General features: G+C 56.1%; 28 protein-coding genes. 4 read left to right on the top strand and 24 right to left on the bottom strand.

Going from position 1 to position 23,873, the window contains the following annotated elements:
* Positions 1 to 65: 65 nt before the first annotated feature.
* From PG892_RS10435 to PG892_RS10425, 3 genes are all read left to right on the top strand, one after another.
* Positions 66 to 776, top strand: a complete 711-nt coding sequence (locus PG892_RS10435; RefSeq protein WP_442865632.1) for a DNA sulfur modification protein DndB — start codon at positions 66 to 68, stop codon at positions 774 to 776.
* A 93-nt stretch (positions 777 to 869) separates the two neighbouring features.
* Positions 870 to 2,204 (top strand): hypothetical protein, encoded by a 1,335-nt coding sequence (locus PG892_RS10430; protein WP_160838619.1) that lies wholly within the window; start codon positions 870 to 872, stop codon positions 2,202 to 2,204.
* A gap of 51 nt (positions 2,205 to 2,255) precedes the next feature.
* Positions 2,256 to 2,813, top strand: coding sequence for a hypothetical protein (locus PG892_RS10425; RefSeq protein ID WP_109422075.1), 558 nt, complete (start codon positions 2,256 to 2,258; stop codon positions 2,811 to 2,813).
* A 131-nt stretch (positions 2,814 to 2,944) separates the two neighbouring features.
* On the opposite strand, the gene PG892_RS10420 is transcribed toward PG892_RS10425, so the two are convergent.
* The 10 genes from PG892_RS10420 to lepB all read right to left on the bottom strand — a co-directional run bounded on the left by PG892_RS10420 (position 2,945) and on the right by lepB (position 12,141).
* Positions 2,945 to 3,094 (bottom strand): hypothetical protein, encoded by a 150-nt coding sequence (locus tag PG892_RS10420; protein ID WP_174217474.1) that lies wholly within the window; start codon positions 3,092 to 3,094, stop codon positions 2,945 to 2,947.
* A gap of 8 nt (positions 3,095 to 3,102) precedes the next feature.
* The gene (locus PG892_RS10415) at positions 3,103 to 3,318 is read right to left on the bottom strand and encodes a hypothetical protein (RefSeq protein WP_109422076.1); all 216 of its coding nucleotides are present in this window, start codon (positions 3,316 to 3,318) and stop codon (positions 3,103 to 3,105) included.
* 357 nt (positions 3,319 to 3,675) lie between these two features.
* Positions 3,676 to 3,915: a hypothetical protein gene (locus PG892_RS10410; RefSeq protein ID WP_109422077.1), complete on the bottom strand. Its 240-nt coding sequence runs from the start codon at positions 3,913 to 3,915 to the stop codon at positions 3,676 to 3,678.
* A gap of 293 nt (positions 3,916 to 4,208) precedes the next feature.
* On the bottom strand, positions 4,209 to 4,550 hold the full coding sequence (locus PG892_RS10405; protein WP_270682437.1) for a hypothetical protein: 342 nt from the start codon (positions 4,548 to 4,550) through the stop codon (positions 4,209 to 4,211).
* A gap of 545 nt (positions 4,551 to 5,095) precedes the next feature.
* Positions 5,096 to 5,959 carry a hypothetical protein gene (locus PG892_RS10400; RefSeq protein ID WP_270825390.1) on the bottom strand — a complete coding sequence of 288 codons (864 nt, stop codon included), beginning with the start codon at positions 5,957 to 5,959 and terminating at the stop codon, positions 5,096 to 5,098.
* A gap of 34 nt (positions 5,960 to 5,993) precedes the next feature.
* Positions 5,994 to 9,134 (bottom strand): conjugal transfer protein TraN, encoded by a 3,141-nt coding sequence (gene traN / locus PG892_RS10395; protein WP_270682435.1) that lies wholly within the window; start codon positions 9,132 to 9,134, stop codon positions 5,994 to 5,996.
* Between the two features lie 14 nt (positions 9,135 to 9,148).
* A complete protein-coding gene (locus PG892_RS10390; protein ID WP_160838633.1) occupies positions 9,149 to 10,252 on the bottom strand; it encodes a TraU family protein in 1,104 nt (367 codons plus the stop codon).
* Entirely contained in the window at positions 10,249 to 10,377 is a 129-nt protein-coding gene (locus tag PG892_RS10385) for a hypothetical protein (RefSeq protein WP_263685339.1), read from the bottom strand. The genes PG892_RS10390 and PG892_RS10385 overlap by 4 nt, the downstream gene beginning before the upstream one ends.
* The gene (locus PG892_RS10380) at positions 10,374 to 11,519 is read right to left on the bottom strand and encodes a TrbC family F-type conjugative pilus assembly protein (protein ID WP_162540846.1); all 1,146 of its coding nucleotides are present in this window, start codon (positions 11,517 to 11,519) and stop codon (positions 10,374 to 10,376) included. The genes PG892_RS10385 and PG892_RS10380 overlap by 4 nt, the downstream gene beginning before the upstream one ends.
* 118 nt (positions 11,520 to 11,637) lie before the next feature.
* Positions 11,638 to 12,141, bottom strand: a complete 504-nt coding sequence (lepB, locus tag PG892_RS10375) for a signal peptidase I (protein ID WP_160838637.1) — start codon at positions 12,139 to 12,141, stop codon at positions 11,638 to 11,640.
* Between the two features lie 259 nt (positions 12,142 to 12,400).
* On the opposite strand from lepB, the gene PG892_RS10370 reads away from it, so the two are divergent.
* Positions 12,401 to 12,985, top strand: a complete 585-nt coding sequence (locus tag PG892_RS10370; RefSeq protein WP_270825389.1) for a DUF6988 family protein — start codon at positions 12,401 to 12,403, stop codon at positions 12,983 to 12,985.
* A 23-nt stretch (positions 12,986 to 13,008) separates the two neighbouring features.
* Here the strand turns inward: PG892_RS10370 and PG892_RS10365 are convergent, their stop codons facing one another.
* The 14 genes from PG892_RS10365 to PG892_RS10300 all read right to left on the bottom strand — a co-directional run bounded on the left by PG892_RS10365 (position 13,009) and on the right by PG892_RS10300 (position 23,864).
* A complete protein-coding gene (locus PG892_RS10365) occupies positions 13,009 to 13,575 on the bottom strand; it encodes a hypothetical protein (RefSeq protein ID WP_160836950.1) in 567 nt (188 codons plus the stop codon).
* Between the two features lie 206 nt (positions 13,576 to 13,781).
* Entirely contained in the window at positions 13,782 to 14,396 is a 615-nt protein-coding gene (locus PG892_RS10360; protein WP_101618265.1) for a 3'-5' exonuclease, read from the bottom strand.
* 319 nt (positions 14,397 to 14,715) lie between these two features.
* Complete coding sequence (locus tag PG892_RS10355; RefSeq protein WP_148248228.1) at positions 14,716 to 15,207, bottom strand: hypothetical protein; 492 nt, start codon at positions 15,205 to 15,207, stop codon at positions 14,716 to 14,718.
* A gap of 18 nt (positions 15,208 to 15,225) precedes the next feature.
* On the bottom strand, positions 15,226 to 15,501 hold the full coding sequence (locus PG892_RS10350) for a hypothetical protein (RefSeq protein WP_101618251.1): 276 nt from the start codon (positions 15,499 to 15,501) through the stop codon (positions 15,226 to 15,228).
* 17 nt (positions 15,502 to 15,518) lie between these two features.
* On the bottom strand, positions 15,519 to 15,842 hold the full coding sequence (locus tag PG892_RS10345; protein ID WP_101618249.1) for a hypothetical protein: 324 nt from the start codon (positions 15,840 to 15,842) through the stop codon (positions 15,519 to 15,521).
* A 1-nt stretch (position 15,843) separates the two neighbouring features.
* The gene (locus PG892_RS10340; protein ID WP_160836952.1) at positions 15,844 to 16,386 is read right to left on the bottom strand and encodes a YbjQ family protein; all 543 of its coding nucleotides are present in this window, start codon (positions 16,384 to 16,386) and stop codon (positions 15,844 to 15,846) included.
* 8 nt (positions 16,387 to 16,394) lie between these two features.
* Positions 16,395 to 16,577 (bottom strand): hypothetical protein, encoded by a 183-nt coding sequence (locus PG892_RS10335; protein ID WP_101617519.1) that lies wholly within the window; start codon positions 16,575 to 16,577, stop codon positions 16,395 to 16,397.
* Positions 16,578 to 16,601: 24 nt separating this feature from the next.
* A complete protein-coding gene (locus PG892_RS10330; RefSeq protein WP_101617517.1) occupies positions 16,602 to 16,916 on the bottom strand; it encodes a hypothetical protein in 315 nt (104 codons plus the stop codon).
* A gap of 120 nt (positions 16,917 to 17,036) precedes the next feature.
* The gene (locus tag PG892_RS10325) at positions 17,037 to 17,450 is read right to left on the bottom strand and encodes a type II toxin-antitoxin system VapC family toxin (RefSeq protein ID WP_270682064.1); all 414 of its coding nucleotides are present in this window, start codon (positions 17,448 to 17,450) and stop codon (positions 17,037 to 17,039) included.
* Positions 17,447 to 17,677, bottom strand: coding sequence for a type II toxin-antitoxin system VapB family antitoxin (gene vapB / locus PG892_RS10320; protein ID WP_270682062.1), 231 nt, complete (start codon positions 17,675 to 17,677; stop codon positions 17,447 to 17,449). The genes PG892_RS10325 and vapB overlap by 4 nt, the downstream gene beginning before the upstream one ends.
* Positions 17,678 to 17,745: 68 nt before the next feature.
* Positions 17,746 to 18,435: a site-specific integrase gene (locus PG892_RS10315; protein ID WP_270682061.1), complete on the bottom strand. Its 690-nt coding sequence runs from the start codon at positions 18,433 to 18,435 to the stop codon at positions 17,746 to 17,748.
* A 373-nt stretch (positions 18,436 to 18,808) separates the two neighbouring features.
* Positions 18,809 to 19,258: a hypothetical protein gene (locus PG892_RS10310; protein ID WP_101617503.1), complete on the bottom strand. Its 450-nt coding sequence runs from the start codon at positions 19,256 to 19,258 to the stop codon at positions 18,809 to 18,811.
* Between the two features lie 137 nt (positions 19,259 to 19,395).
* Entirely contained in the window at positions 19,396 to 19,683 is a 288-nt protein-coding gene (locus PG892_RS10305; RefSeq protein ID WP_101617501.1) for a hypothetical protein, read from the bottom strand.
* Between the two features lie 47 nt (positions 19,684 to 19,730).
* Entirely contained in the window at positions 19,731 to 23,864 is a 4,134-nt protein-coding gene (locus PG892_RS10300; protein WP_160836954.1) for an Ig-like domain-containing protein, read from the bottom strand.
* Positions 23,865 to 23,873 lie beyond the last annotated feature (9 nt).

Genomic DNA, 23,873 nt, shown 5'->3' with positions numbered 1-23,873 from the left:
AGGGCGTGCATCGAGAAGACAGATTATCCCATCCCGGCAGAACTGATGCCGTCAACCCCGTCCTGGTGAATAGATACAAGAGCTGCATTCTGCGAGCCGAACAGGATCCCGAATGGAATGAGACCATACCACTACATGTTGTGGGTACCGAGGAGCTGATCCACAAGCAGCAGTTGTTTGCCTCCATAAACGGCACGGCGGCAAAGGTCTCTCCGTCCTTGAACGCCATCTACGACCACTCCAACCCACTCGGCGGTTTCATCACCATGAATTGCCCGGCTGAGGTGATGGAGAGCGAGAAGGCAACGGTCTCCAAGACTTCGGACAAGCTGGTGACCCCCGGGATTTTTAAGGAAGCGATGGCGGGCCTGCTGGGCGTCAGCCTTAAACAGCTGGCCAGCCTGTCTCTGGACCGGCTCGAATCGAGCTGGGACAAATGGGCACCCTACACTCGGGAACTCTGGCAGGTCTATCGTGAGCTCAGCAAGGAGGCAGGCGGGCTGCCCATGCTGCGCCTGTTGTCGATACTGCCCCACAACGTCGGCTTTCTCGCCATCTGTCGGGTCTTCCCCCTGCTGCGCAACCCCGCACAGCTGCACGACCTTGTCCGCTTGGAACGCGAGGGGCTGACGGCCCGCGCCAGTGGTCTGTGGGATGGGCGGTGCATGACGTTGGGCAAGATCACAAAAAGCGGGGACGCGGTGGCCCTCACCGCCGCCATGCTGGCCACCCAGCTCGGTGTTGAGCTTGACGATAACCTCAAGCTTTTCCTGTGAGGAAAAGGTACCTGGTAGCAGCGCGATCACTCTGTATCGCGCTGCGCATCCAGATATGATTGGGTCTCCAGGTAACGGGTGAGGTGATGGCAGATGATGAAGCAGTATTTCTCGATCCAGAGTTCAAAGCGGCTCTTCATGACGGATCAAGACGGGATCTTGGAAAGCGATCAGCTGCTAGGACGGGAGTGCATCTCGCATAATGGGCTTACCCCCCTGTTGGTGATGGCCGTCGCCGACGCGAGGTTGAAGCTGCGTCGATGCCGGTATTTTCTGCCTGACCAGCCGCTATCGGCGGCCACTCTCCTCTCCGAGTTTTGGTCCGTGAATGTGCCCAATAACCTGCTCATCGGCGTGCCCGATGAATTGGTCATCGACAAGAGGCTGCAAGGGGTGCTTTCCGAGGCGTTCTTCGAGTGGCTGACCCCACTATGCGCCTGGTCGTGGTCTGATACTAAGGACCGCGCATTTGCGGCCAAGATGCGCCTGTTGCAGGAGCGGCAGTACCCGAGTGCGACCTTCCTTGGCAACAGCGATGAGCACCCCAGGCTGACGCTAGCTGACGTAAACAAAGGGAATTTCGCTCATGAGCACCGCTGGGCCGGTTCTGACTATCTGCCTGTCAAGGATCGTGACTACGTCCAGGCCTTAGTGGGCCGCACACAGACGGTGCTACCCGAGCCTGTTAGCGCACCGCCACTGGATTTCGACCCCCGCTCCCCGCAACTGGAGCTGTATAAGCGCAGCGATTACAACTTGCCCGGCCTCTGGATAAATAGCGAGCCAGGGGATTATCCATGGCTGACAACGGTGGGGAACCAGGAGGATGAGCGGCGTTACTTCCTGGACAAAGGGGAGTTTCGCCATCTCAAAACGGTATTGCAGGCCAGCCCTGTTCCGTTAAAAACCTGGGCCCGGATGTACGAGTGTGATCTCGCTGAATTGCAGCAATTCCTACTGGGTCATTGCCCTCCGCCCGCCGTCTTTAAAACCGCGATGCGCGAAAAAGAGACGGAGGTGCCGCTGGGCTTCTGGGTCTTGCACGCGAAAAAAGTCAATCATGGCCCGTTCGCAGACCTCCTCGACGCCATTTTCTGGGAGTGCGAACCCTATTGCAGTTTGGAGCTCATCTGTGAGACGCAGCCGGTACAGCCGCAACGCCTCATCACCTTAATGAGCGATCAATTCAGTGCCCTGTTTGTGATCGAGCGTGATTCAGAGCATGACCGCACCATGGCCAACTATCGCGAGTCGCTGGAGCAATCTTTCCATATGGTCCGAGTCGACAGCGAGGTGCAATTGTCAGAGACCAACTTCACCTACGTCCTCGATATGCTGACCCAAGCACGAATGCGCCAGCATGAACACACCTTCGCTAAAGATCTTGTCGATACGGCTCGCCAATGTAGCGGGTGGACAACCATGTAGCAGACCATCACTGGTGGCTCACCCACCAGCACACACCTGATAGGAGAATCAATGAAACCACTCGCACTGGCCATCACCGCTGCCACGATGGCCTTGGCCAGCACGGCAAGCGCCGCACCGGCATCCGGGTTTACCACGCTCAGCTGGGGCGATTCCCCTAAGCGCGTCGCAGCCCTCAACACCGGGTACAAGATGCAGTATAAGTTTTCCGATAATCTGACTTACCAGGGCAGCCCCAAGTCAGATCTGTTCATGAAGTTGAGGACCGCTGCGCCCTACCGATATGAGTTCTTCAAGAACGGGTTATATTCGGTCCACATGGACTTGGCACTGTTTGACAGCAGGCAGGCCCATAGCCAACTGAACGCGCTGCTCAAGTACAACACCCTCAAAGACGAAATGGTGAAGCAGTTCGGGAAACCGACGAGCGTCGTAGAGCACTACACCGAGGGGAAGCCGTTCTTTGCCTGTATATACGATGAGAACTGCGGGATGATGGGGTCGTCGTTTACCACGGCCACCAGCAACGTCACCCTCTTTATCGCCGGAAGTGAAAACGGGGCCGAGGGGGCGTTAAGCGTGCATGTGGAAGAACTGCGGGATCAATAATCTCAACCAGGGACATCGGCAGGTAACGTGCAACTGACAGGGTGGGCGTGCCTGCCTGCATCAGATTTTCCTTCGAGGACAATGGCCCGGCAAAGCGAGCATCTGGGTGCTCAACGTCTCCCGCCGGTCTTTTATCCGCCCACCTTGAACCCCGGATCCACCACCCAGGCCTTCCCCTTGCTGATCACTGCGACGGGTCTAACGCGCAGGGCATAGATTGCGTGCCGGAGGGTGAGCTTGCCGCTCAAGAAGTGCCAGGCAACGCTGAGCAGGTAGCGCATATTTATCCTCACTCGACGGTGACAATGCCCGCACTGTGGGGATCGCCGGGGATCGCTTCACCGCAGAACGTCTCTAACATCTTGTGCCGGAACTGGTCATCGCTCATCCCTTTCACCTCCCACCCGCAGCTCCCGTTCGGGTAGTTCACCCACACCGCATTGTACTGACTTTGGGCAAATGCGATTGCCTCTTCCTGTTTTCGACCTTTGATCAATGTGGCCATAGGCCCTCCCTGATTACGTGATATGGCAGATTCATCCTGCTCCATTTCTCTCGCCCAAAAGCTGATCTGCATCAGCCCGGCACCCGAAGTTGTGCATCCGTCAGCCTGCCCCGCCGTTCCATCACGACCTGGGAGACATCATCTCCAGCGCGGGCAACTGCTTGTCCTCAAGGGACTGGCACCGCGGTCATTCAAGGCGATCACTTCCTGGATAACGTGTGCTGGCCAGGTCTCTCGACCGGGGTGAAAGTCAGGCCGCCACGCTCCCTTGAGGACATCGAGCTTAACCCTATCAACCGAGAGATGTGACCCCACCAACTGGTGAGCGTGCCTTGTCATTCGGGCCTCTGCCTACCCTCACTGCTTGGCACTGGCCTGCTTGCGCTGGAGGTAGTTCCTGATCTGGTAGAAGGTCACCACCCCGATGAACACCCGATTGGCAAACATGAGTGGATAGCTGACGCTGTGCCGGAACGTGACGACGTAGATCAGCAGCACCAGGTTAGAGAGGATGAGGGCGACCGGCAGGGTGATGAGCGTGGCCTTGCCGTACAGGATCCACTTTGCCCTATCTATCTTTATCTCAAGCTTCTTCATATCTACCTCTGCGATGCGTCACGTAAGGGATAACCCAAGATGGCTGGTGAGGCGTTGCGCCCCGCAATGCGCTGGCACAGTCCGCCGCCTAGCAACAACCTACCATCATTCTTAGATGCCACAAACATGCAACACGGGATAGTTAAAAGTGCTTCAACAAGGAAAATCAGGCTTGCCGTGAGCGATGGCAGCGGTAACTGCTTAGCCCACGGCCCTGATTGTGGTGAGACGACTGATTTCCTCGTGGAGATTAAGGGGGAAGAGTGGAGTTACGGTGTGTACGCCCCCCAGCGTCACATATTGGGCGGCACCCCCTCCTCGACCAGCAAGGCTTCGAACAACGCAGGGGCGCTTTCTCTGTCGATACTTCGTGGGATCTTTGTCGTGGGGTCATTGGCTGCACGGCGCAGGCAATCCTCCACCGACTTGCGTACCTGCGGCACATGATACAGTTCGCATTTGTGGGCGAGTGCCACGATAAAGTCCTGCTCACTTGCCACCATTTGGGTGTAGTCTGGCCAGATGAGCGCCAGGCGCTTTTTCGCCTGATCAGCCTCTTCCATCCCAGCACGCAAACACATGGCCCACCCCATCAGCAAGAGCAGCAGAAATACCATCAGGTATTTTTTGGACATGCCGTGGGTCATTAGGGTATTGACGCATTTCGCTAGGGATTCACTCAATGGGTAAGTCTCCGAGGCAACATCACAAACACACACTAATCCATTGATTACACGCACTTTGCAGCGACATCCTTGGCCACTAAACGGCGCAATTTCAGCACCGTTTAACGATTAGTGTAAAAATGTTTTTACGGGATTTGTGACGGGGGTAAAGACAAAATCTGGCGTTTGGATATAAAAAAGGCGGTATTATACCGCCTTAGTTCAATATCTAGCCGAAAGCTCGGATTGACTCTTTCCAGATGCGCGATGCCATTGTGTGCATTCCCGCACGATACAAGTGAACAGCTTTCCGCGCCGCTTGCTGGGCGGCGTGCTGGGATGGTAATTTACATACGCTCATAGATGCTTCTCCATCTGTGGTCACGGCCTCATATCTGTTCCACCAGATGATGAGGCCAACTTATTTGGGGAGGTCTAGCTAGCACCCTCCCCGTCCTTCATTGCCAGCGACAACCCGCCGCTGGCCAATGTCCTTTCAAACGCCTTGCCACGCATTAGATCAGCGTCGCCTTGCCGTGCAGGAACACCAGTCGCTTGCCGTCCTCACGGGGCGCGATTTTCGGCAACACAGTGTCGCCAATGACGTAAACACCCTTTGTATAGGTGAAATAGGGATCTGGCGCGTCCGCCTTCGGAATCAACACTGCCCCTCTGTCAGAGGTCATGAAATACACCCCGTAGCTGCCCGGGGTGAGCGGCATCACCTCTCCGAACTCTGTCCCGTTTGCGGGTCGGCTCACACCGACAAAGTGGCTGTACTTTTTGTACGCGGGGTCAAAGCACTCAAAATCGAATTTTTTGTACGTGGTCGGCTCGCACACATAGTCGTTCAGTGAGTCCTTACCGAGGAACTGTTTGAGCGTATCGCCATCCGTCTTTTCCCTGACCTCACGCATCTCGTAGTTGGCTTTCAGTACACGCAGCACGGTGGCCGCAGAGCGGTAATCCTCACCGGGGTTGAGCTTCGCCGTCATCACCTCTGACATCGGCAACGGGTATTCTGCGGCCATGCTGGTGAACAAACCCAAACCCAAGCCAAGGGACGCTCCGCCTAACGAGCCAAGACTGCCAGCCAGATCACTGGCCAACAGCACCGCATTACCGCCCGAGGTAGCCAGGGCATCCAGCCCGTTGGAGTAGCCGTTATCGCGCAAGATGTACGGGTAGCCCGCATAGGCCGCCACGTTCAGTGCAACGCTCTCCTTGGGGTTTTGCACAAAGGGCTTGCCCGCATCCTTCGGGGTGGATGAACAGCCGCCCAAGGTAGCGGCGACGAGTAATGCGAGGGTGGTCGTGGTGGCTTTCATTATTTTTTTCATGGTGTTCCCTTTGGCATGATGAACTGCCTTGATAATCATCTTGCCCTGTCTGTTTGGGATAGTCAAGGGCATTTTATTGTAGTTTACAAATAGCCGGTCTCGGCAAATAGGAGCAGTCCACTGTCTCCAGTTGGATATTGTCCTGGGTGTCCTGGGAGGCCTGTATCAACTTGCCCCCTTCGTAGCGGTTGTTCAGCCGTTCGAGGGTGTTGTCCCGGTCCGCCCCACCGGCCAGCACATGGCCATTGCCGGTCAGCGCCTCCAGGGTGAGATCGTCCTGCCCGTCTGGCAGCGCCCCGCCAAGAGTGGCTTCGGCAATCCATTCGGTGAGATCGATACGCGACCAGTCCAGCTGTTGCAGCTGCGCGACGGTGATCCCGCTACAGTCTGAGAGTCCCAGCTGGACAACGGCCTGCTGCATCACCACCCGAGGCAGCATGGAGCTGTAGCAGCAATAATCCTGGGCCCGCTTCACGCACACCTTCTTGACCCCGACGTTGATCTCCTTGATGCAGTAGGTGCCGCCAATCTTGAAACAGGCCTTTTCGTGAATCTTGGATGCCGTTTCCAGCTCCTCTTGTTTGCAGGAGACCAGCATTTGCGCGAGCATCATGGTCAGCTTGTAGACGGTATAGGCAATCATCACCACGGAGACGCAGGATGCGATCGATTCTGCCACTCCTGTGAGGACATACTCTCCCGCCTTTTCCTGGATCAAATCCCCCACCAGGTTCTCGCCCAAGGTGTTGTAGATGGTGCCCATGACTTTCTGTTTGACCTGGTACATGAGGCCATCAATCAACCCCTCCTTCGCTATTTCCCCACCAGCTGCCTTGGCCGCCTCCGTAGCCACTTCCTGTCCGAGCGAACTCATGATCGTGTTGGAGGCGGTGGTCAACGAGTTCCAGGCGGCCTCAGCTGCACCTGCCACCGTGTTCCCGACCGACGCTACCCCGTCATAGATGGCAGTGAAGCTCGATGAACCGGTGAAGTCAGACGCGCCTGTAGCAATCTCCTGCCAGTTCTGGGAGCGCATGATCGAGAATGCCGCCATGGCCGCCGACATCATGTTGATCCCGCCTTCGGGCTCTTCGCAGCAGTTGGTATCGGTCATGCTGCCCACCAGCCCCACCGCCCAGCCGCAATACTGCTGCTTGCCCGGGAATACTTTGCATTTGGTCGGGTCGTCTACATCGCAGGTGCCATCGGCGGAGATGAAGGACATCGCCTGCAACAGCCCGGCTGTCGTCGCAAAGTCGCCGTTCTTCTCCGGGGCCCCCGCCGCGCAGTCGGTGCCGATGCAGGGCAACTCCCCGCAGGTGTTGGAGGTATTGGCCACGATCTCCGAGATGGTCTGACCCTCGTCGCAGTCGTAGACGATCTCCTCCATGTAGCAGGCACCCGTGCCAAAGTCCTTCCAACCCGGCACGCAATCCCGGCTCTTCTCGATGCACTGCGGATTGGCCTTCTGCTTGGCGCACCCATCTGGCAGGTTCTTAATGTCCTCGTAGGAATATGACTGGTCACCGACCACGAACCGCTGTTTGGCCAGCGGATCGCAGAAGTAACCCTCGGCGTTGGCTTTCCATGTCAAGTGCCCGGTATCGCCCGGATAGAGCGGCTGGCCATAGTTCAGGATCGCGTCAGGCAGGCGCTTGGTGCCCTGGTCGGTGGGTACCCATCGATCCATTTGGCAAATGCCATCGGAGCGCAGCACGGCGTCATAGCAGCCATCGGGAATCTGGATGTGATCGTCACGGAAATTAACGTCGTCGAAATAGATGGTGACCTCGAAGTGGCCCTCACCGCCATCACCCACCGCAACGCGGTTTGACAGGTTGATGAGCCGGTCGGCATCGTTCACCAAGCTGTTGCGCACCAGGTTGGTAACGTCGATATAGCCACCCACCTTTTTGCTGCCCTGGCCATCACCCAAGTACCAGCTGGTGTTGGTTTCGCAGCCTTTACCGGCAACAGGGAACGGATAGGTGGCCGGATCTCGCATCTGCCTATCTACGTGATAGAGCAGGACGCTTGTGCCCAGCTTCACTTCCATGTGGTCATCCCATTCCGCCATCGTGACGAGGGCTTGCCGCACCTTGGCCTCGGCGGAAAACCTGAGATTCAAGGAGTTGGTGAAGATGCCACACGATCTGCCATTCCAGTAGTTATCGCCCGCCTCACCGATACGGATCTTGACGCAATCGGGCCCACAGATAGTCATTTCGCCCGCGCCCCCCTCGATATAGACGGGTACGTGCAGATCCCGCTTGAGCTCGCAGGATTGATAGTTGTCCTTCTTGGGGCTGGAGCAGCGGCTTTCCTTCCAATCGGGGTAATGGGTGCTTTTGGTGGTAGTGGTGGTCAAGCTCTGACAGGAGCCCTCAAACAGGCCCTTCTGGGTGAGGGCATCATTGACCGCCCCCTTGGCACCGAGGAACACCGGATCGTCGCGGCTGATGTTCTGGGGTTTGTTGAGCTGGTAGCTCTCCATGATGGTCCGGTAAGCCACGCTGTCGGAGGTATTCCCGCCTACCTGGGCGGCATTGATCCGCCCCTTGACCACATCAATCAGCCCTTCCTCATCGTGAGGGCTGTAGGTGTTCTTGGCTGCAAAGGATGTCTCGCCGTTGCTCGCCTCCGCCCCCACCACCGAGCTGATGGTGTTGTTTACCACGCCGCCGGTCACGGTACTGATGATATTGCCGTTGGCATCACGCTCCAGCTTCACGCCGCCATTGGGGGCATAGCGCACGCTGGCATTGTTGCCAGACACCCCGGGCATGGTCAGATTGCCGATCCCGTTTCCGCCGGATGCGGCCTGGTTGTAGCTGTCCTGATAGTTCTGGGAGAAGTTGCCCTTGGGGTAGGCAGAGAGGTTCACGTTGTCGGCAACGTGACTCTGCCCCTGGTACTTGCTCAGGCTCTCGATAACACTGGCCGCGCCCCCGCTGCCCTTGCCGTAGGTCTGGCGGATGTTCATCACCTCATCCTGGCGCGACACATCGTTGTCGGGGGTATCGAGCTGGTATTTGCCCTTGAGGTTCTCGTAAATGGCGCTGGACTGGGCCGCCAGTGCCCGCCCCGGCGTGAGGCTGGCGAGGCCGAGCAACATGAAGGCGGGGTGAAACACAAAAACCGTGAAATAGGTGAACAGCACACTCAGAGAAATATGCTTTATCCCACGATCCGCCGAAGTGCTCTCAACCTTCATATCGTTCCTTTTCGTTACATACTTTGCATTGGCACACAGCAGTCCACGTAGCGCCAAATGAGATACACATAGTTCTCCTTGCCCGGTCGTGATCGCCCGCCCTTGAGCGTCGACCACTGATGCACGGACTCACCGAGCCGGTGGCAGCAGTCGTCAGAGGGCACAAAGCTGGTTGGGCTGCTGGAACCACCCGACGATTGTTTCGGGGGGTCGAACAGTGGGCGGGAACGCGCTGACTCAGGCACGGGGTAGAGCATCGACACCCGATACTGCGAGCGTGGGATGAAGTAGCTGTAGGTGGTGCCGCACATCTCCTCCTCCCCCATGGTCTTTTCAGCAAGCCCCCGGCGATGAAGGGCTGCCAGCTGCCGCTGGAGTAGCAGGCTGGAGTTCTGGACCGGATCGGTGATGCCATGAATGTTGCCGGTATGGGGGTAGATCAACCCGTCACACCCGGCGCAAAAGTAGTTGGACTCGGATTCGGACTTGAGGGTGGTGGCGACACAGTCAGCCATGCACCAGGCCAGCGCGAGGGGGTTGGCAAACACGACCGACTCGGGATTGAGGACGAAGGTCAGCAAGTCGTTGCTCCAGAGCGGGTCGATTTCCGTCATGTTCAGGAGATCGATGTCCTGGTGCATGTCACCGGCACAGCTGGGGATCATCAGCAGGTTGAGCAGCTGGAAGATGGGATAGGAGAAGTAGTGCGAATCCATGAACACATTCTGCGGCTTATCGGTGTGGTCTGACGCCTTATCGCGTCCCACCTCAAAGGCGCTGTTCTGCAATTTGATGCCGCCCAAGAAGGGGCTGCACCAAGGGGTTTTAACTACCTCTTCTACCCGAGCAGGCTGAAAGTAGCCCAGCTGCCAGCCAAACTCGGGGACGCCGTTGCTATCCCTGCACATGCAGATTGGCTTGCTGGCCGCGGCCCCAGCCGGTTTGGGGCCCACCCCCATGATCCGCATCGGCAGAACACAGGACCAGCAGATCTTGTCGATGATGCCGGTCAGGATCTTGCCGTCTTCGCAGTCCAAATTGAAATCCTTGCCGGGCTCGGCGGCATAGGCTGTCAGGGCCATCAGCGTAAACAGCGAGCCGATCAGCCAGCGCCTCATCGCATCAACCCCACCATGAACTTATTGGTTTCCACCCAATGGGCGATCTCTGCCGATTTCGTGGGGTAGTTGTTGGCAAACACCACCCCCGCCAAAAAACCGATGGCGATCAATAGCATTTTCATTGCTGAGGTTCCTTTGGCGTGTCGATGGCGTACTGCTGCACCGCAAACAAGGTGCCCACCGTCTCAATGACAGTGGGAGTGGCTTTGAGGTGGAATCGGTCCACCAGCTCTTTGGGTACCAAGCGGGTGCGGGTCTGCAAGTAGTCGTTGGCCCGGCTCATGACATCCCACCCCTGCTCGCGGCTGTAATCCGTGGCGAGCACCATGGTCTGGCCCTGAAACACATGCGCTTCGCGGTAGGACTTGGCCCACTCAAGCTCCTGCTGAGACTGCGGGTTGATTACGATCATGCGCAGCGGCGCATACGCCTGGGCCAGCGGGTTGATGACAGTTCCGGCCTTGGCGAGCACGTTGCCCTTGGGGTCCACCATGTCCTTCACCACCCGCACGGTCGGATCAATCTTCCACTGCTCGTTCTTGCTTGCCGGGGGTAATGAGTACATCCGCTGGTTGCCCCAGAAGCGTTGGACTGCCGCTGTCTTCTTGGCCTCCCAGTCAATGGCCTCCATGCGCTTCTTCATCTCGTCCACGAGGCTGATCTCTTCGATCTGCCAGATGGGCCCCACCCGCTGGTTCAGGCGATCCGCCCCTTCCTGCTGAGCCACGGCGTCGAGGAAATAGTTGACGTTGATGGAGCCTTCGAGGCGATGAAACGTGCCATCGCCCATGTCGCGGATGATGGTCGGCACCACGGTGATCGCGTACTTCTCAAAGGCGATCGGGTTGAGGAGCACCTGCGGCTCGCGGTCCTCAGACATGCCCGCCTGCTGAGCCAGTCCGCGCAGCTTCTTGGCGGTGTTGGTGATGGTGCCCGAGCCCTTGAGCAGGCCGATGAACGAGACCGGCATCGAGAACTTGGCCGCTACCTCCAGGGACGCCATGAGGTCTTTGTCCGGCATGGACTTCGAGAGGAACATCATCCCCTGGCCAAGCGCCATTGCTTCGGGCTTGTCGTTCTTGGCGGCCTTGTCACCTCCCAGCACCGCCACCAGATCGCTTTGCTTCATGTCCCCAAACACCTTGCCGATCTGGGCCGCCGTCTGGGAGCTGGCAGCCTTCTTCATGGCGTCGTTGGTGAGAGCTTGAGCGGCGGCCTGCTGCTCATCGGTGATCTGCTCAGCTTGCTGGGCTACCGCCGTCAAAGCGGGATCTTGTCTAGCCTGCTGCTGTATGGCCTTTGCCTTGATGGCCATTTCACGCGCAATGGCGTCGACATCGACTGGGGGGGTAACAGATGACGCTGACTGTGTTGCCAGTGCATCACCACAGAGTAACAGCGCGACCAAGAACGTTTTTTTCATCTATCGTGCCCCAAAAGCGAGAGTCATAGGATTTGTCGGTATTGCCCACGAGAAACAGCTCGTTGGCCGGAACCGTGATGGTCTTTTTGAGGCTGGCTAAGTCGATCTGGAGACGGCCTGCAATCCCTTGCAGCGGGACCGGCAGGAATATCTTCTCGTTCACCCACACGCCGTTGTCTTCCACCCGCACCGTGTCTCCGCCCTTGGCCGCGACAATCTTGATGAGCTTCGAGCCGCTTTTGGCAATGCGCAGATCCCGGTCGAGGTTCACCGCATACATTCCTCCACGGACAACCTGACGCTCCGATTTACTGACCAGGAAAATCTTCTGCGACAGGCACCCGCTGAACTGGGAGGTCGGCATCCCAATGATGAAAAAGCTCTTGAACAACAAGACACTGACCACCCCGATGATGGCCAGCACGCTGAGATCGCGTATCCGGTAGTAGCTTGGTGCCCGCATTCGTTATACGCCTGTAAGTGTCCTGATGGGATAGCTTCAATCATATTAGGTACGGCATGATTTAGCAACGAAGGAAGGCGGTAGAGGGGCGGCGAGAGGAGTGGCCTAGCGGGGCTGGGGATGGAAATCAACGCACATCGAGCAGAATGACGGATGCCGGTCTGTGACTGGAGCGATATTCCTCTGGATCACTGGCTGCATTTGCAGGCGTTTGCGCTTCCCGATTTGTATGGTCATGGCACCAAGACGGAGGATTTGTATGGAAATTGAAATGGATATTGATATGGAGTCGCTTGGCGACCTCTCCAATGCGTTTTTGTGGGAAGTAGCCGAGGTGCTGAACGAAGGGCTAGATGTCACCAATGGCCGCTCGTTGATCAGTATCGCCGGTGCTTCGCACGCTAACGAGCACTGGTTCGCCGTGCGTAGCGTGTTGGAAAATGACCTTTTTTCCGCCGCTGTGTTCTGTCACCGGGCGCAACGCAACGCGCTGATCCGGGCGATATGGCACTGTTTCAAGGCTGACGAGGCTGAGCTAAGGCAATTCGACCCAGCATTTTCGCTGGAAGACGACCGGATGGTGGAGTTGATGCCGCCTCTGGATACGATGACGACCTGGGTGATCAACCACGGGCTCAAGGATGGCGAGGATGACCTTAGCCATATGAGACATGAAGTGTCAGCGTGGTTCCGTGAGTCGCTTAAACCACGCTGGCAGCCACTCCCAAAACACGATCAAGACTACCCGGATGAGGCCATGGTGGGACTGCAAAGAGACTCTAATTCGCTGCCAAGCGAAATAAAAAGCATCAATATAATATTCATCCGTTTTCCCTCTGACTAAGAGGTTAAATTCCCGGGGGACAATCAGGTGTGGTTTAAGTGGATCACGTTGAAGTTTTTAAGCCAAAAAAACACCATGCTCCATAAGTAACAATTGGAGAGCAGCAGACAGGATCCATATATCATTTGAATAATGACAACCTTATGCACACAGTCATATCGACATTGCGTCTCTTCTGGTAGCGCGACCCAGATAGCTAACGCAGTAAAACAACCCACCAGGACAACTAGCAGTAGCGGATATAAATGACGCTTCACGCCAGCGCAAAGCCATTTGTTAACCATTTTATCTGCGTATGGTTTGTGGCATGAAAAAAGGAAAACATAATAGGGAAACAAAATGGCTAACAGTGAGAACCATAAGCCGGTGATAGGAGGAAATGCCGAGCGCGACATCCAGTCGGCCAGTGCGGGCCAGTAAGCTGACAACAAAATAGCCCACCGATCGACAATTGGCGTGAAAGCAGTATTGTTTTCCATGCGGAGAAGCACCAAGAAGATCGCTAATGCGATTGGCAACCAGAACCTTGTTTTTTTCAGCAGGTTATCATCTTGAAACTGAGTAGTATCAAGATTGGCCGGAATATACATAGCAGCTCCATATTCTCTTGCTTATTGGTAAGTGGTGCGGGGGTGGAAACCCCCGGCTACCCGATTAGGAATAATTTACTTGGCTCTGACATATAAAACCTTTGACTCTGAACCAGGGCTGGATCTTTCAGTTGTTTGGAAAATATCTGTCCTGTTTTTAACTAAGGACAGTGCGAACAAGTATCCCAAGAACAAAAAATGAAATTTTAGTCATTTAATATCAATGGGTTACCAGTAAATGCTCTCGTGCCATATGACTTATTCGCACCTTCCTTAGAACTAAGTCCAGCCATAGCCTTGATCACCCCGAGCGTCATCTTCACATCAGCAAGGGCGCGGTGCGCCTTGCCGTCGATAACCACTCCTTGCTGGGCAGCGGCGTTGGTCAGCTTCTGCCAGCGGTACGTACCTTTGTACTCGTTCCATTCGCCATAGTGCTCGGCATAGGTCAGCATGGCGCAGCCTGCCTCTGTCCCTATCGGAGTGAGCCCGTATTGCACGGCGGTTTGAGCCATCAAACGCAGATCGTAATCGGCGTTATAAATCACCAGCGGTTTGCTGGCGACAATCTTGGCCACCTGCTCATGGATGGCGGCCCATGTCGGGGCCGTGGCCACCATTTCATTGGTGATGCCGTGGATGGCGGTTGCCTCTGCCGGAATCGGCTTGAGGGGCTTGACGAGGGTATCCAGCAGGACACCACCATTTTCGTCGATGATGCTGATCTCGACGATCTCGGCGTCGTCATATAGCCCAGTAGTTTCCGTATCCAAAATCGCGCAATTGAGAAGCCATGCGCTGGCTTGTTGTTGTGGAGTCATCGTCGTTTTTCCTCTTACTTCCCGACAGGGACTGGTATCAGATCCGGCAGCCCCTCACAGTTCCACATCTTGGCCGCCAGGTGCCGGTTTGAGTAACCGGCAGTCAGTGGCGCAACTGGGCACTGATGAAAGGTGCAGGCGACATACCAAGACCCGTCCTGATCTTGATGCAAACTGGGCTGTCGGCGGCACCATGGGCACTCTCTCAATGACCAGCCAATAGGCATCGCGTTTTTCCTCTTACTTGGGCCGAACACAGCCCGCCTTCTTCACAAAGATGAAATCGACAGTCCCGTGGTACTCGGCAACCCCATAGCACTCAATAGTGGCCGGTGATCTGGAGATTGAAGTTCCTGGTTGAAACAAAAAGGCTCCCGCGGTTACGGTATAAGTTGCAGGTTTTTATGCTCTCAGCCATATCTGGATTGGCATCCGATTTAACCGCCTCTATCGGCACTACCGTTTCCTCTAGCCATTCCTTGGCTACCTTGTAGCTTTCATCATCAGGCTTACTGTTAGCTCCAATCTCAAGCACAGAGGCGCGGATTCGAGTCAATGCCAAGTCGTCTATCTCATTCCCCTCGGCAATGCAGTAATCAAAAATCAATATGGGCTTGTTTTTTTCAGCACCGCTTGCGGCAGCCTGTGCTTTTGCATCCATCTGTGCGGGGGCATTAACCTGTAACGCCTCCAACGTCTGTGTAGACTGGTGCTGGTAATAGGCGGTCGCGCCTGCTAGGCCGACCACCGCCATTGCCAGGACGGCGATGGTGAGTGTTTTGTTGTCCATTTTTCTCCAACGTGCTGCCATCGTACTTTTTTTCCTCTATCAACGTTGCCCAGCCTGCTGGCCAGCCTTTCTGGCTGCCCGCCCAGCCCATAACCCTTCGTCAAACTCGTCAACTTCGGTGTTGATGGGGTCATAGGGATTATCGAAATTCAGACCATTAGAGCCGACGATATAACCCAGCTCGTAGGCCGTCTTGTATCTGATCTCCTTGCCATCCCCGAGCTTGATGGTATAGATGACCTCTTCCTCAAACAGGCCGGTACCGGCATCTTTGGATAATCCTGGAGAAACCCGGATCAGCACCCGCTTTTCCATAGTCCGTTTTTCCTCTATCAACTTGCTAGGAAAGCAATCTGAAGAACTGCGGTCACAACTGAGACAACCAGTGCGATAATTGAAATCCAAAACGTTCTTCTGTTTTTTAATTCGTCTCGCTTGAGATTCATTAGGGTGATCACGTGGTCATAGCATTTGAACCACATTATTGACTCGTCCATACCTGGTTTATAAGGACGTCTATTGCCTTTATCATCAACTGTATGAGGAAAGCTGTTGAGCAGACTGTTTAGCAGCCCCTTCAGCTCATGTATTGAAAAGTCAGCTGTTGCAGGTTCAAAAACCTTACATTGAAGCTCATACAAATCACCAAATGTCATATCATTTCTCATCGAGCCTTTTTTCCGCAACGATTGCTGTACCGGTTGCAGTGACCATCATCATCGATTTGCCGCCACCAGAAATCTCGTTAACATCAATTGATACACCAATTAGAGCATTGCAGCCTAATTCGTCAGCTTGCTTTCTTAGCTGTACCAATGCTTGAGTTTTGAGGTCATCGAGCTTTGACATGTAGGTGCCTGAATTACCACCAGTGAAGTCTCGGATCGAGGCCATGAAGTCTCTCAGAAAATTCATTCCGGCCACAATTGTCGCAGTAGTAACCCCTTTTACCTCGATGACTCTGGTATCTTGTGCTAGTACGTTGGTTGTAGAAGTGATTATGTGTTCATAGCCATAGGTGCCATCCCTTTGCTGTTTCCACGTTTTCAATGCATGTTCAATACTTTCAGCTCGGCAAGAGTCATAAGCGATAATGAATCCTTGTTCCTGTAGAGATGCTATTTCGCTGGATGCAGACTCAGACAAGAGGTCAACAGCTACGGGTATCCCTTTGCCAACCAGAATGATGTAATTGTACATTCTTTCCTCTATTTCTTGCGCAACTTGCGATATGGGGTGACTACCAGCAGGGCTACCAGGAACAGAACCCAGTTCCAAGGATACCACCACACGTACCCGTGCGGGGTGATCTCCCGCCCGCCAATGAAGACGGGAAGCCCATCACGCCAGCATAACAAGCCCCATTTTTCGATGTGGTAGGTCTTGGCCATCGCCCGTTTTTTTCCTTAATTAACTCAGTCTGACTTCATGCGCTCTTGCACGATAGCCAGTTCATAACCGCTAATTTTCCCTGCCCCTCTCCGGTTGTCTGGGCGGGGGGGAGTTATCTCCTGACCGCGCAATACACCGCTCAGAAGCCATTCATTCAGCTCGCCTACGTGGATGCCCAACATCTGGGCGGCCAGCTCTCGACTGTAACTCTGCTTGAGCAGGGCGCTATCCCTCAACTCGTCGTATGTACCAGCCTGCATAGCCAGCAGGACGCGGCGGGCAAGTAACTCGGCAGCATCACCGAAGCGCTGTTCTGTGAAGGTTACGCGCTGGCCCATGTGGGTTGCTACCCAATGCCCTTTTGCATTTCGGGCTAACCCATTATTTCCCTCTAATGTACTGAACAATCCCCAACCATCCGGAAATTCCGGATGGTTGGACTTTTTTCCTCTACAAACTCAGTGAACCCAGTCTTCATAGAGCAGCCCCGCCACTCGGGAAAACTCGCGGGTATTGTTGGTCACCAGTACACAGCCAACCGTCAGGGCGTGGGCGGCAATGGCTGCATCGTTATTGCCGATCGGAGTGCCCAATGCTGCCAACTGCTGGCGCACTTCGAGCGTCTTATCGACCGTGGCAGCGTCCCATGGCAAGATCCCATCGAGGCGACGAACAAACTCATCAATGGCTGGCCCCAGCTTCGGAGAAGCCTTCTTGCCGATCTGGCCATAACGCATTTCGGCGTAGGTGATGGCCGAGATCACAATCCGATTGCCGCTGGCCACCTCTGCGGCCAGCCGCTCAAGAACTGACTTTGGCATTTCGCGCATGATGAAGGAGCAAATGCAGGTATCGAGCATAAACGTCTTCACAGGGCGAACCGTCCTTCATCGCTGATCACATCGGTACGTTCTTGCAAGAAATCAGCATCCACCTTCTGACATTCTGCCAGGGACAACCAATCTGGGCGGGCTGGGCGCAACGTGATCGTGTCGCCATTTTTGATAATTTCAAGGTCATTAACCCCCTGAAACTCCATATCTTTTGGCAGTCTGACCGCCTGATTTTTACCATTCTTGAAAATTGATACAGTACGCATAAATCCTCCTGCATATGTCTGACATATGTAATCTATGTCCGCCCGTAGCATATGTCAAGCATATGCCGCTATATGGCAACTTCAAATGCGATTCTGATCACCTCTTTTCTCACATCCAAGTAAGGCCAAACATGGTCTGGATCGGCATGGCCCAGCAGCAGCTGCACCAGTTCGACCCGTCCGGTATTGGCCAGCACCTTGGCCGCCAGTGTTCGGCGGCCTGAGTGGCTGCTGCCACCCTTGATACCCGCCTGCCGGTATAGCCTGCTCATCAGCTGCTGGAGCGCATCACAGCACCGGTACTCAATGGGGCCGGTGTTGAGCTGGCGAACCTTGCGGGCCAACTCAAAGGCGCGGCCCTTGTGGGTCAGCACAAGGCGCTCATCAGGGCGAAATCCTCGGTACTCTGGATCGGATGACAGACCCCAGCCACGTTCGCGGCGGTAGGCGAGCCACGCCTCAACGGCGGCGATTGTCTTGGGGTGGGTCAGGTAGATGGTTCTGGGCCTGCTGTGCTTCGTGATAGCGGCCCGCAGATAGACCTCCTCGCGCATCTGTCCTGATTGGTGCAGCAGATCGCGGATCTCGATGCTGGCCAGCTCGGTGACGCGCACACCGGTTGAATGGGTCACCCAGAGCAGCATCACATCACGGATGGGCTGGCGGCCTGTTATCGAGGCAACACGGATCACATGGCGAAGCTGTCCAGGGCGAAGGGCGGCGGCATGACTGGCGGCAGGTTTTGGGTGGTAGTACATGGGGGCTCTCTCTGTTTAGTGCCGGTTCTCGGCGGTGGACTGGGAGAGAAAGAAAAGGGCCTCCTGGTGATCATACCAGCAGGCCCTAAGCAGTGTTCACGGAAAGTTAGGGTGAGACTTTATTTTCAAGGATGAAACTCTATTTTCGGGGATGACACTTTATTTTCATCCCACATGAACAAGCCGCTCGTTGGGATGAGTACGACGACTAGGCTCATCGTCCTTTGAGGACAACAGCAAGGGGGTTGGCTTTGGGGGTTGCGTTCTGGTCCGGCAACCCGCGCGTCCCTGGAGGAAACCATCAAGGCGCTAGCGGCATTAGGGCTGTCGACTAGCGCGTTCTCTGCCCGCGATGACCAGTGTGGCCAGACATTTATTCAAACTCTTCAAACTCTTCAAGCTCTTCGGGGTCGGTGCAGTCGGCGTCTAGTTGCCACCCACTCAGATCGAACTCGACACCGTCCTGGATGTCGCGCACCGTCAGTTTGGTCACCGTGAAGCTCATTATCGCTGCGGCAATCCCTTCCACCAGTTTGCTGATCGGGCTGTCAGGAACCTTCAATCCCGCAAAATCAAAGTCAAAACCGTAGATGGTGCGAAGGCGACCACAGGGCAAGTCTTTTTGACTGCGCTTGAGGATGAAGCCCACTATGTCCTGCATCGGGCTTAACGAATTGTTGTATTCGACAATAAGCGGTTGCACCAGGCGCAACAAACGATTGTAGGGCTCGCAATGAGGGTGACGCGGGTCAACCAGGTTATCTGAGAGGGCAACAGGGAAATACCCCAAAAATTCTTTTTTAGCGTCGACAGAGTTGGTCATGTGTCACCTGTGGTCGGTTTGTTGCGCGTTGCGAGCGAGGGAATGAAGGTGAGTAGGAAAGCACCTGAAAAGAGCCCTCGGGGTGACCGAGGGCAAAGCAGGTGGTTAAGTCGTCAAAGATAACCAGCTGTACTCGATCAGATATGCTGACCGAGGCCATGTACGGCAGCGTTGTTATACCACCAGTTGGCAATTTCCGTTGCTTGAGTTGTTGCCCCTTCCGCCAACAGTAGCCAGTAGCACTGCCTCACCGCCCCCAGAGCGAGCAGTTCCCCCACTGGTGTTCGCCCACGACAGCGGCGGCGAAACGCTCCCTCAAACTCTTGCACCCCCGCATCGAACTGGCAAAGCAGAGGATGTCGGCGGGGCTGTTCGTGCAGATAGGCGGGGCCTACCTCCATGCAATCATCAAGCACTGCGTCCATCTATTCCTCCTACGGGCCAGGTCACCCCGGCCCGCAATTCACTCATATCACTGCCCGGTAAGCGTGGTCGAATCTTTGGTTTCGTCACCGGAGTCGTCGATAGCCACCGCCTCAATCTCGTGCGAGCCAGGGTTCAACGCCTTGGTCAGCGAGATTGCATAGCTGGTGTTGCCGATGGTCTCGCCGTCGATCTTCCAGCGATAGGCCACGATACGGCCATCGGTGTCCACGCAGGACATCTTCACGCGCCATGAAGTGGTCGTGTCGCTCTGCTGCAAGTCACACTCGGCTGGCTTGTTCTTGAGCACGGTGAAGTCGTGGCTCACCAGCGCACGCTGGCCGAAGTCACTGAGCGCCTTGAACTCGATGGTGTGGTCACCTTCGGGCAGGTTGGCGAACAGCTGACGGCGCATTGTGTCCTTGACCAGCACGCCATCGAGCACCCAGCTGAACTCCTTGAGGTTGTCAGAGGGGTGATCCAGCTCGATGCTACTGCTCATGTTCACCGACAGCGGGGCCCGCATGAACTTGTTGCTGTAGCTCGGGGTGATCTTCGCCTGCATGGGTTCGGACTCATCGACGGCAAACAGATGCTCTTGGGTCTCTGAGTTGCCCCGGTTATCGCTCAGGGTAATGAAGACGCTGTGAATGCCTGGCTCGTTGATGGTACCGACATAGCGGCCCTTCTCCTTGTCAAAGCTCACATCGGTCACACCCTCCCCGTGCGTAACCTTGATGTCGTACACCACGCCCGGGAACGACGGGAGTTTAGTGGTGTTGCGCACCTCGATAGTGGTCGGGGCCAGTTTGAAATACTGGCGCTGGCCGCTGTAGAAGGTCGGGAAGTAGTAGGCCCAGGTATCGACCTCCTTCACGACTTCCTTGACGGTGGTCTCCTTGTAGCCGTCGAGCCAGACACGGTAGGTGAACGGCAGGGTCTTGCCATCTTCGGTCGGCGTGTAGACAACATCGTGCCCGCTGCGAACGGTACCATCCGGCAGCACCCACTCTTCCTGATACTTGACGCCTTCGACCAGCTGGTAATCGTTCTTGTACGAGCCTGTCAGGGTGAACGGCTTGTTGATCTCGACCTTATCGGGACCGGTCACGCTGGCCCGCACTTGCGCCGGTGTCAGCACCTTCGGCATGATCTTGGTGGTCACCCAACTGCTGGCTTCCGCCTCCGATTGACTGTTGGCGAACTCAGCACGGGCATAGAGATAGTTGCTGTCGGGTGCGACCATCATTTCCGTTTCCCGATCACCATCTTCCCAGTGCTTGCCATCGGTGGACCATTGCACGTTGAGCGCATCATCGATCTCAGCGCCATGGCTGCCGGTCACTTCCAGCGGGATTGGTTGTCCCTTGAGGACGATCTTCTTCTGCACCAGCTGGATGTCAGGTTTGGCATAGGCAACCAGGGTGGTGATGTCGGTCGGGTTGGTGACGTTGGTCAAGCGGTTGTGCAGGATGGCCCGCACCTGCCATTTGCCCGGCTCCTCGGTGGTGAACACGTAGCTCAAGCGGCCCGTTGCTTCGGGTGCAGGCACCCATGCACCGGAATCGCCGCTGCGGATCTGCCACTCCACCTCGCCTAGCGCATCCTTATCTTGCTCGGAATCCGGCTTGACCTTGATGGTCGCCTTCATCGGCACCTGGTCAACGATTTCGGTCACGTTGGGCGTACCATCCACCCCTACCCCCTTGATGAGGTTCAGGTGGCGTTTGGCAGAGACAATCTTGAGCTTGAACTGGGCAAAGGGCGAAATAACCTCACCCTCGGTCACGTAGGTGATGGACCGGCCTTCTGCCTTGCTCGGGTCGAACACCAGATCCACCTTGCCTTCGGCATCGGTCTTCTTAATGTCGGTGAGCGGGACAAAGGTCTTGGACTGATTGCCGTCCTTGTAGCTGGTGACGACCTGCATCAAGCGCATGTTCCACTCGCCGTGCTCGTTCTGGCGGTAGTTGATCTGCTTGGTCTTGCTGTCGAACTCCCCGATGGACGAGGAGATCGTGGAGGTTTCGTTATCCACCGACTCCCGATCCATCCCGCTCATGTTTATCTTCAAGTTCTTGGACGGCACGATATAAACCTTGCCTTCCTTGGTAGCGGACAGCTCATTGGTACGAGAATACTTGGCCTTGATCTCGACCGGGTAGACGGTCCAGATGTCGCCCTTCGGCACCTTGATGATTGCGGAGGTCTTGGAGTCCCCGCCAGTCGGACGCGGGCGCATACGGATGGAGTTGGTCGTCTCACCCACACCCGGAATGTTCACGGTCAGATCCAGATCGCCCGGCGACGAGTTGACGATTGCACTACCGGCCACCCCGCCATTAATGTCGATCATCAGGCCATCATCGCCCTGCTTGCGCCGTCCCTGGAAGGAGATGACAGGTTCGGTGGCAGGCGTGGGTTTCAGATCCACGGAGCCCTTGGTGACCTCCATAACATACCCTTCGGGGCTTACCGCGTGGAGCGTGTAGCCGATACGGCCCACGGTGTCGTCCACGAAGCCTTCGAGCACAACGTTACCCAGAACGCTCACGGTCGCTTCCATGCCCGGTGGCAGATCCCACTCGGCATAGCAGGCAATCTTGTTGTAGGTCGCCGCCATCTCTGCGGCCTGCTCCTGGGTGTAGTTAATGGGGCAGTTGTAGCCGGTGTTGTCGACCTTCACGGACACCCGCTGCACAAACTGTACAGGGTTGGCCGGAGTCGGTGAGAGGCTAAGCGCGGTCGCGGCATAGCGGACCTGGTAGGTCTTGGTGGTGACCCGATCGGCCTTGTCCTTGGCAGTCACGATCAGCGGGTAGGATTCACCCGAGGTCAGGGCAGAGAGGTCGGTTTTGCCAACGGTGAACACACCCTCAGTGTCCGTGGGGGACAACGGCAACTCAACGCCGCCCAGGGTGGCCTTCGTCTCGACCACGCCGCCGGTATACCCGTTGTAGGAGGCGACCGTCAGGCGTTCGGGGAAGAACACCACTTCGCCATCGGCCACAGCAGACAGGTCGGGCCCATACAGGCCGACTTGCGGGCCATAGCGGTCCAGACGGATGGGCCTGGCGTCCGAGGTGCTGGTGTTGCCGTACTGGTCGGTTACCTCCATCTTCACCAGGAAGTCACCATCCTTGATGGTGTTCATGTCGAAGTTGTACCGGAACTGCTGCGGGCCGGTAACGATGTATTTGCCTACTGGCGTGGCCGCCACGGTGGTGTTGTCGTGGGTGGTGCCCGCGACACTCAGCAGTTGCCGACTCTTGTAGGACAGATAGATCTTGCGCGGCGATTCTGGGTCGGGCGTCAGCACCATCTTGAGGGTGGCTGGGTGCCACCAGCTCTTGGTCTGGTCATTGTGGGGCGAGTTGACGATGACCGCGATGGTCGAATACGGCACATCTTGCACCCCTTCGGTGGTCTCGATGGTTTGGAGCGGCGATTCGGTATTACCCTGCACGTTCGCGCCCACCAGCGGCGGCCTAAAGTCCCAGGACAGAGCAACCTGATCGTTCACTGGCGCAAAGTAGTTGTTGGTGGAGTTGGCGGACACCAGCATCGGCTTGTTGCCCGTCTCACTCTCACCCAGAATGTTCTGCATGGAATTGTTCACCGCCACGCAGTTGTCTTCCCCCTCCTTCACCACGCAGTTCGAGAAGTCGCTGATCACGATCCGCTGGTCAAACGGGCGCGGCTCCACCATGAACTTGAGCTGGCCAGAGGTCGAGCGGCGATGAACGGAGGGCTCTTTGCCCAGATCCCACACCGGCTCGTCAAAGCGACCGAAGATGTTGGTGATGACCGGCGGCAGGGTCGGGGTGATCAGGAACGGCAGCACGCCAGAGCCAACTTCCTCCGGGGTGCCAGCACTACCGGATTTGTAGAAGAGCTTATAGGGCACTGCCTTTTGCCCGCTTTGGGCAGTGGTGCCAATCAGCCTGGCTTGGCCTGGGTCGAACTCGATCCCTACCGGCAAATCAGCGGGGTCGATCACCAGGTAGCAGCCCAATACCCCCGGTTGCAGGGTTTCCAGCGCGGACTCTTTGTAGACCACGCGGCAGCCCTCGTTGTTCGAGGAGAGCTTGATCTCAGACTCCTTGACCCCCTCGTAGAGTGTCCCTTTGGGCGTCACCTGCACGGTCGGGGTGGTGGTGTTGATCTCGCCTGTCACAGTCATCGAAGCAGC

This window comes from Aeromonas sp. QDB68, from assembly GCF_027707405.1.
GTDB classification, from domain to species: domain Bacteria; phylum Pseudomonadota; class Gammaproteobacteria; order Enterobacterales; family Aeromonadaceae; genus Aeromonas; species Aeromonas caviae.
Note: the sequence above shows the minus strand (reverse complement) of the source record. Positions and strands in the feature narration are given on the sequence as shown.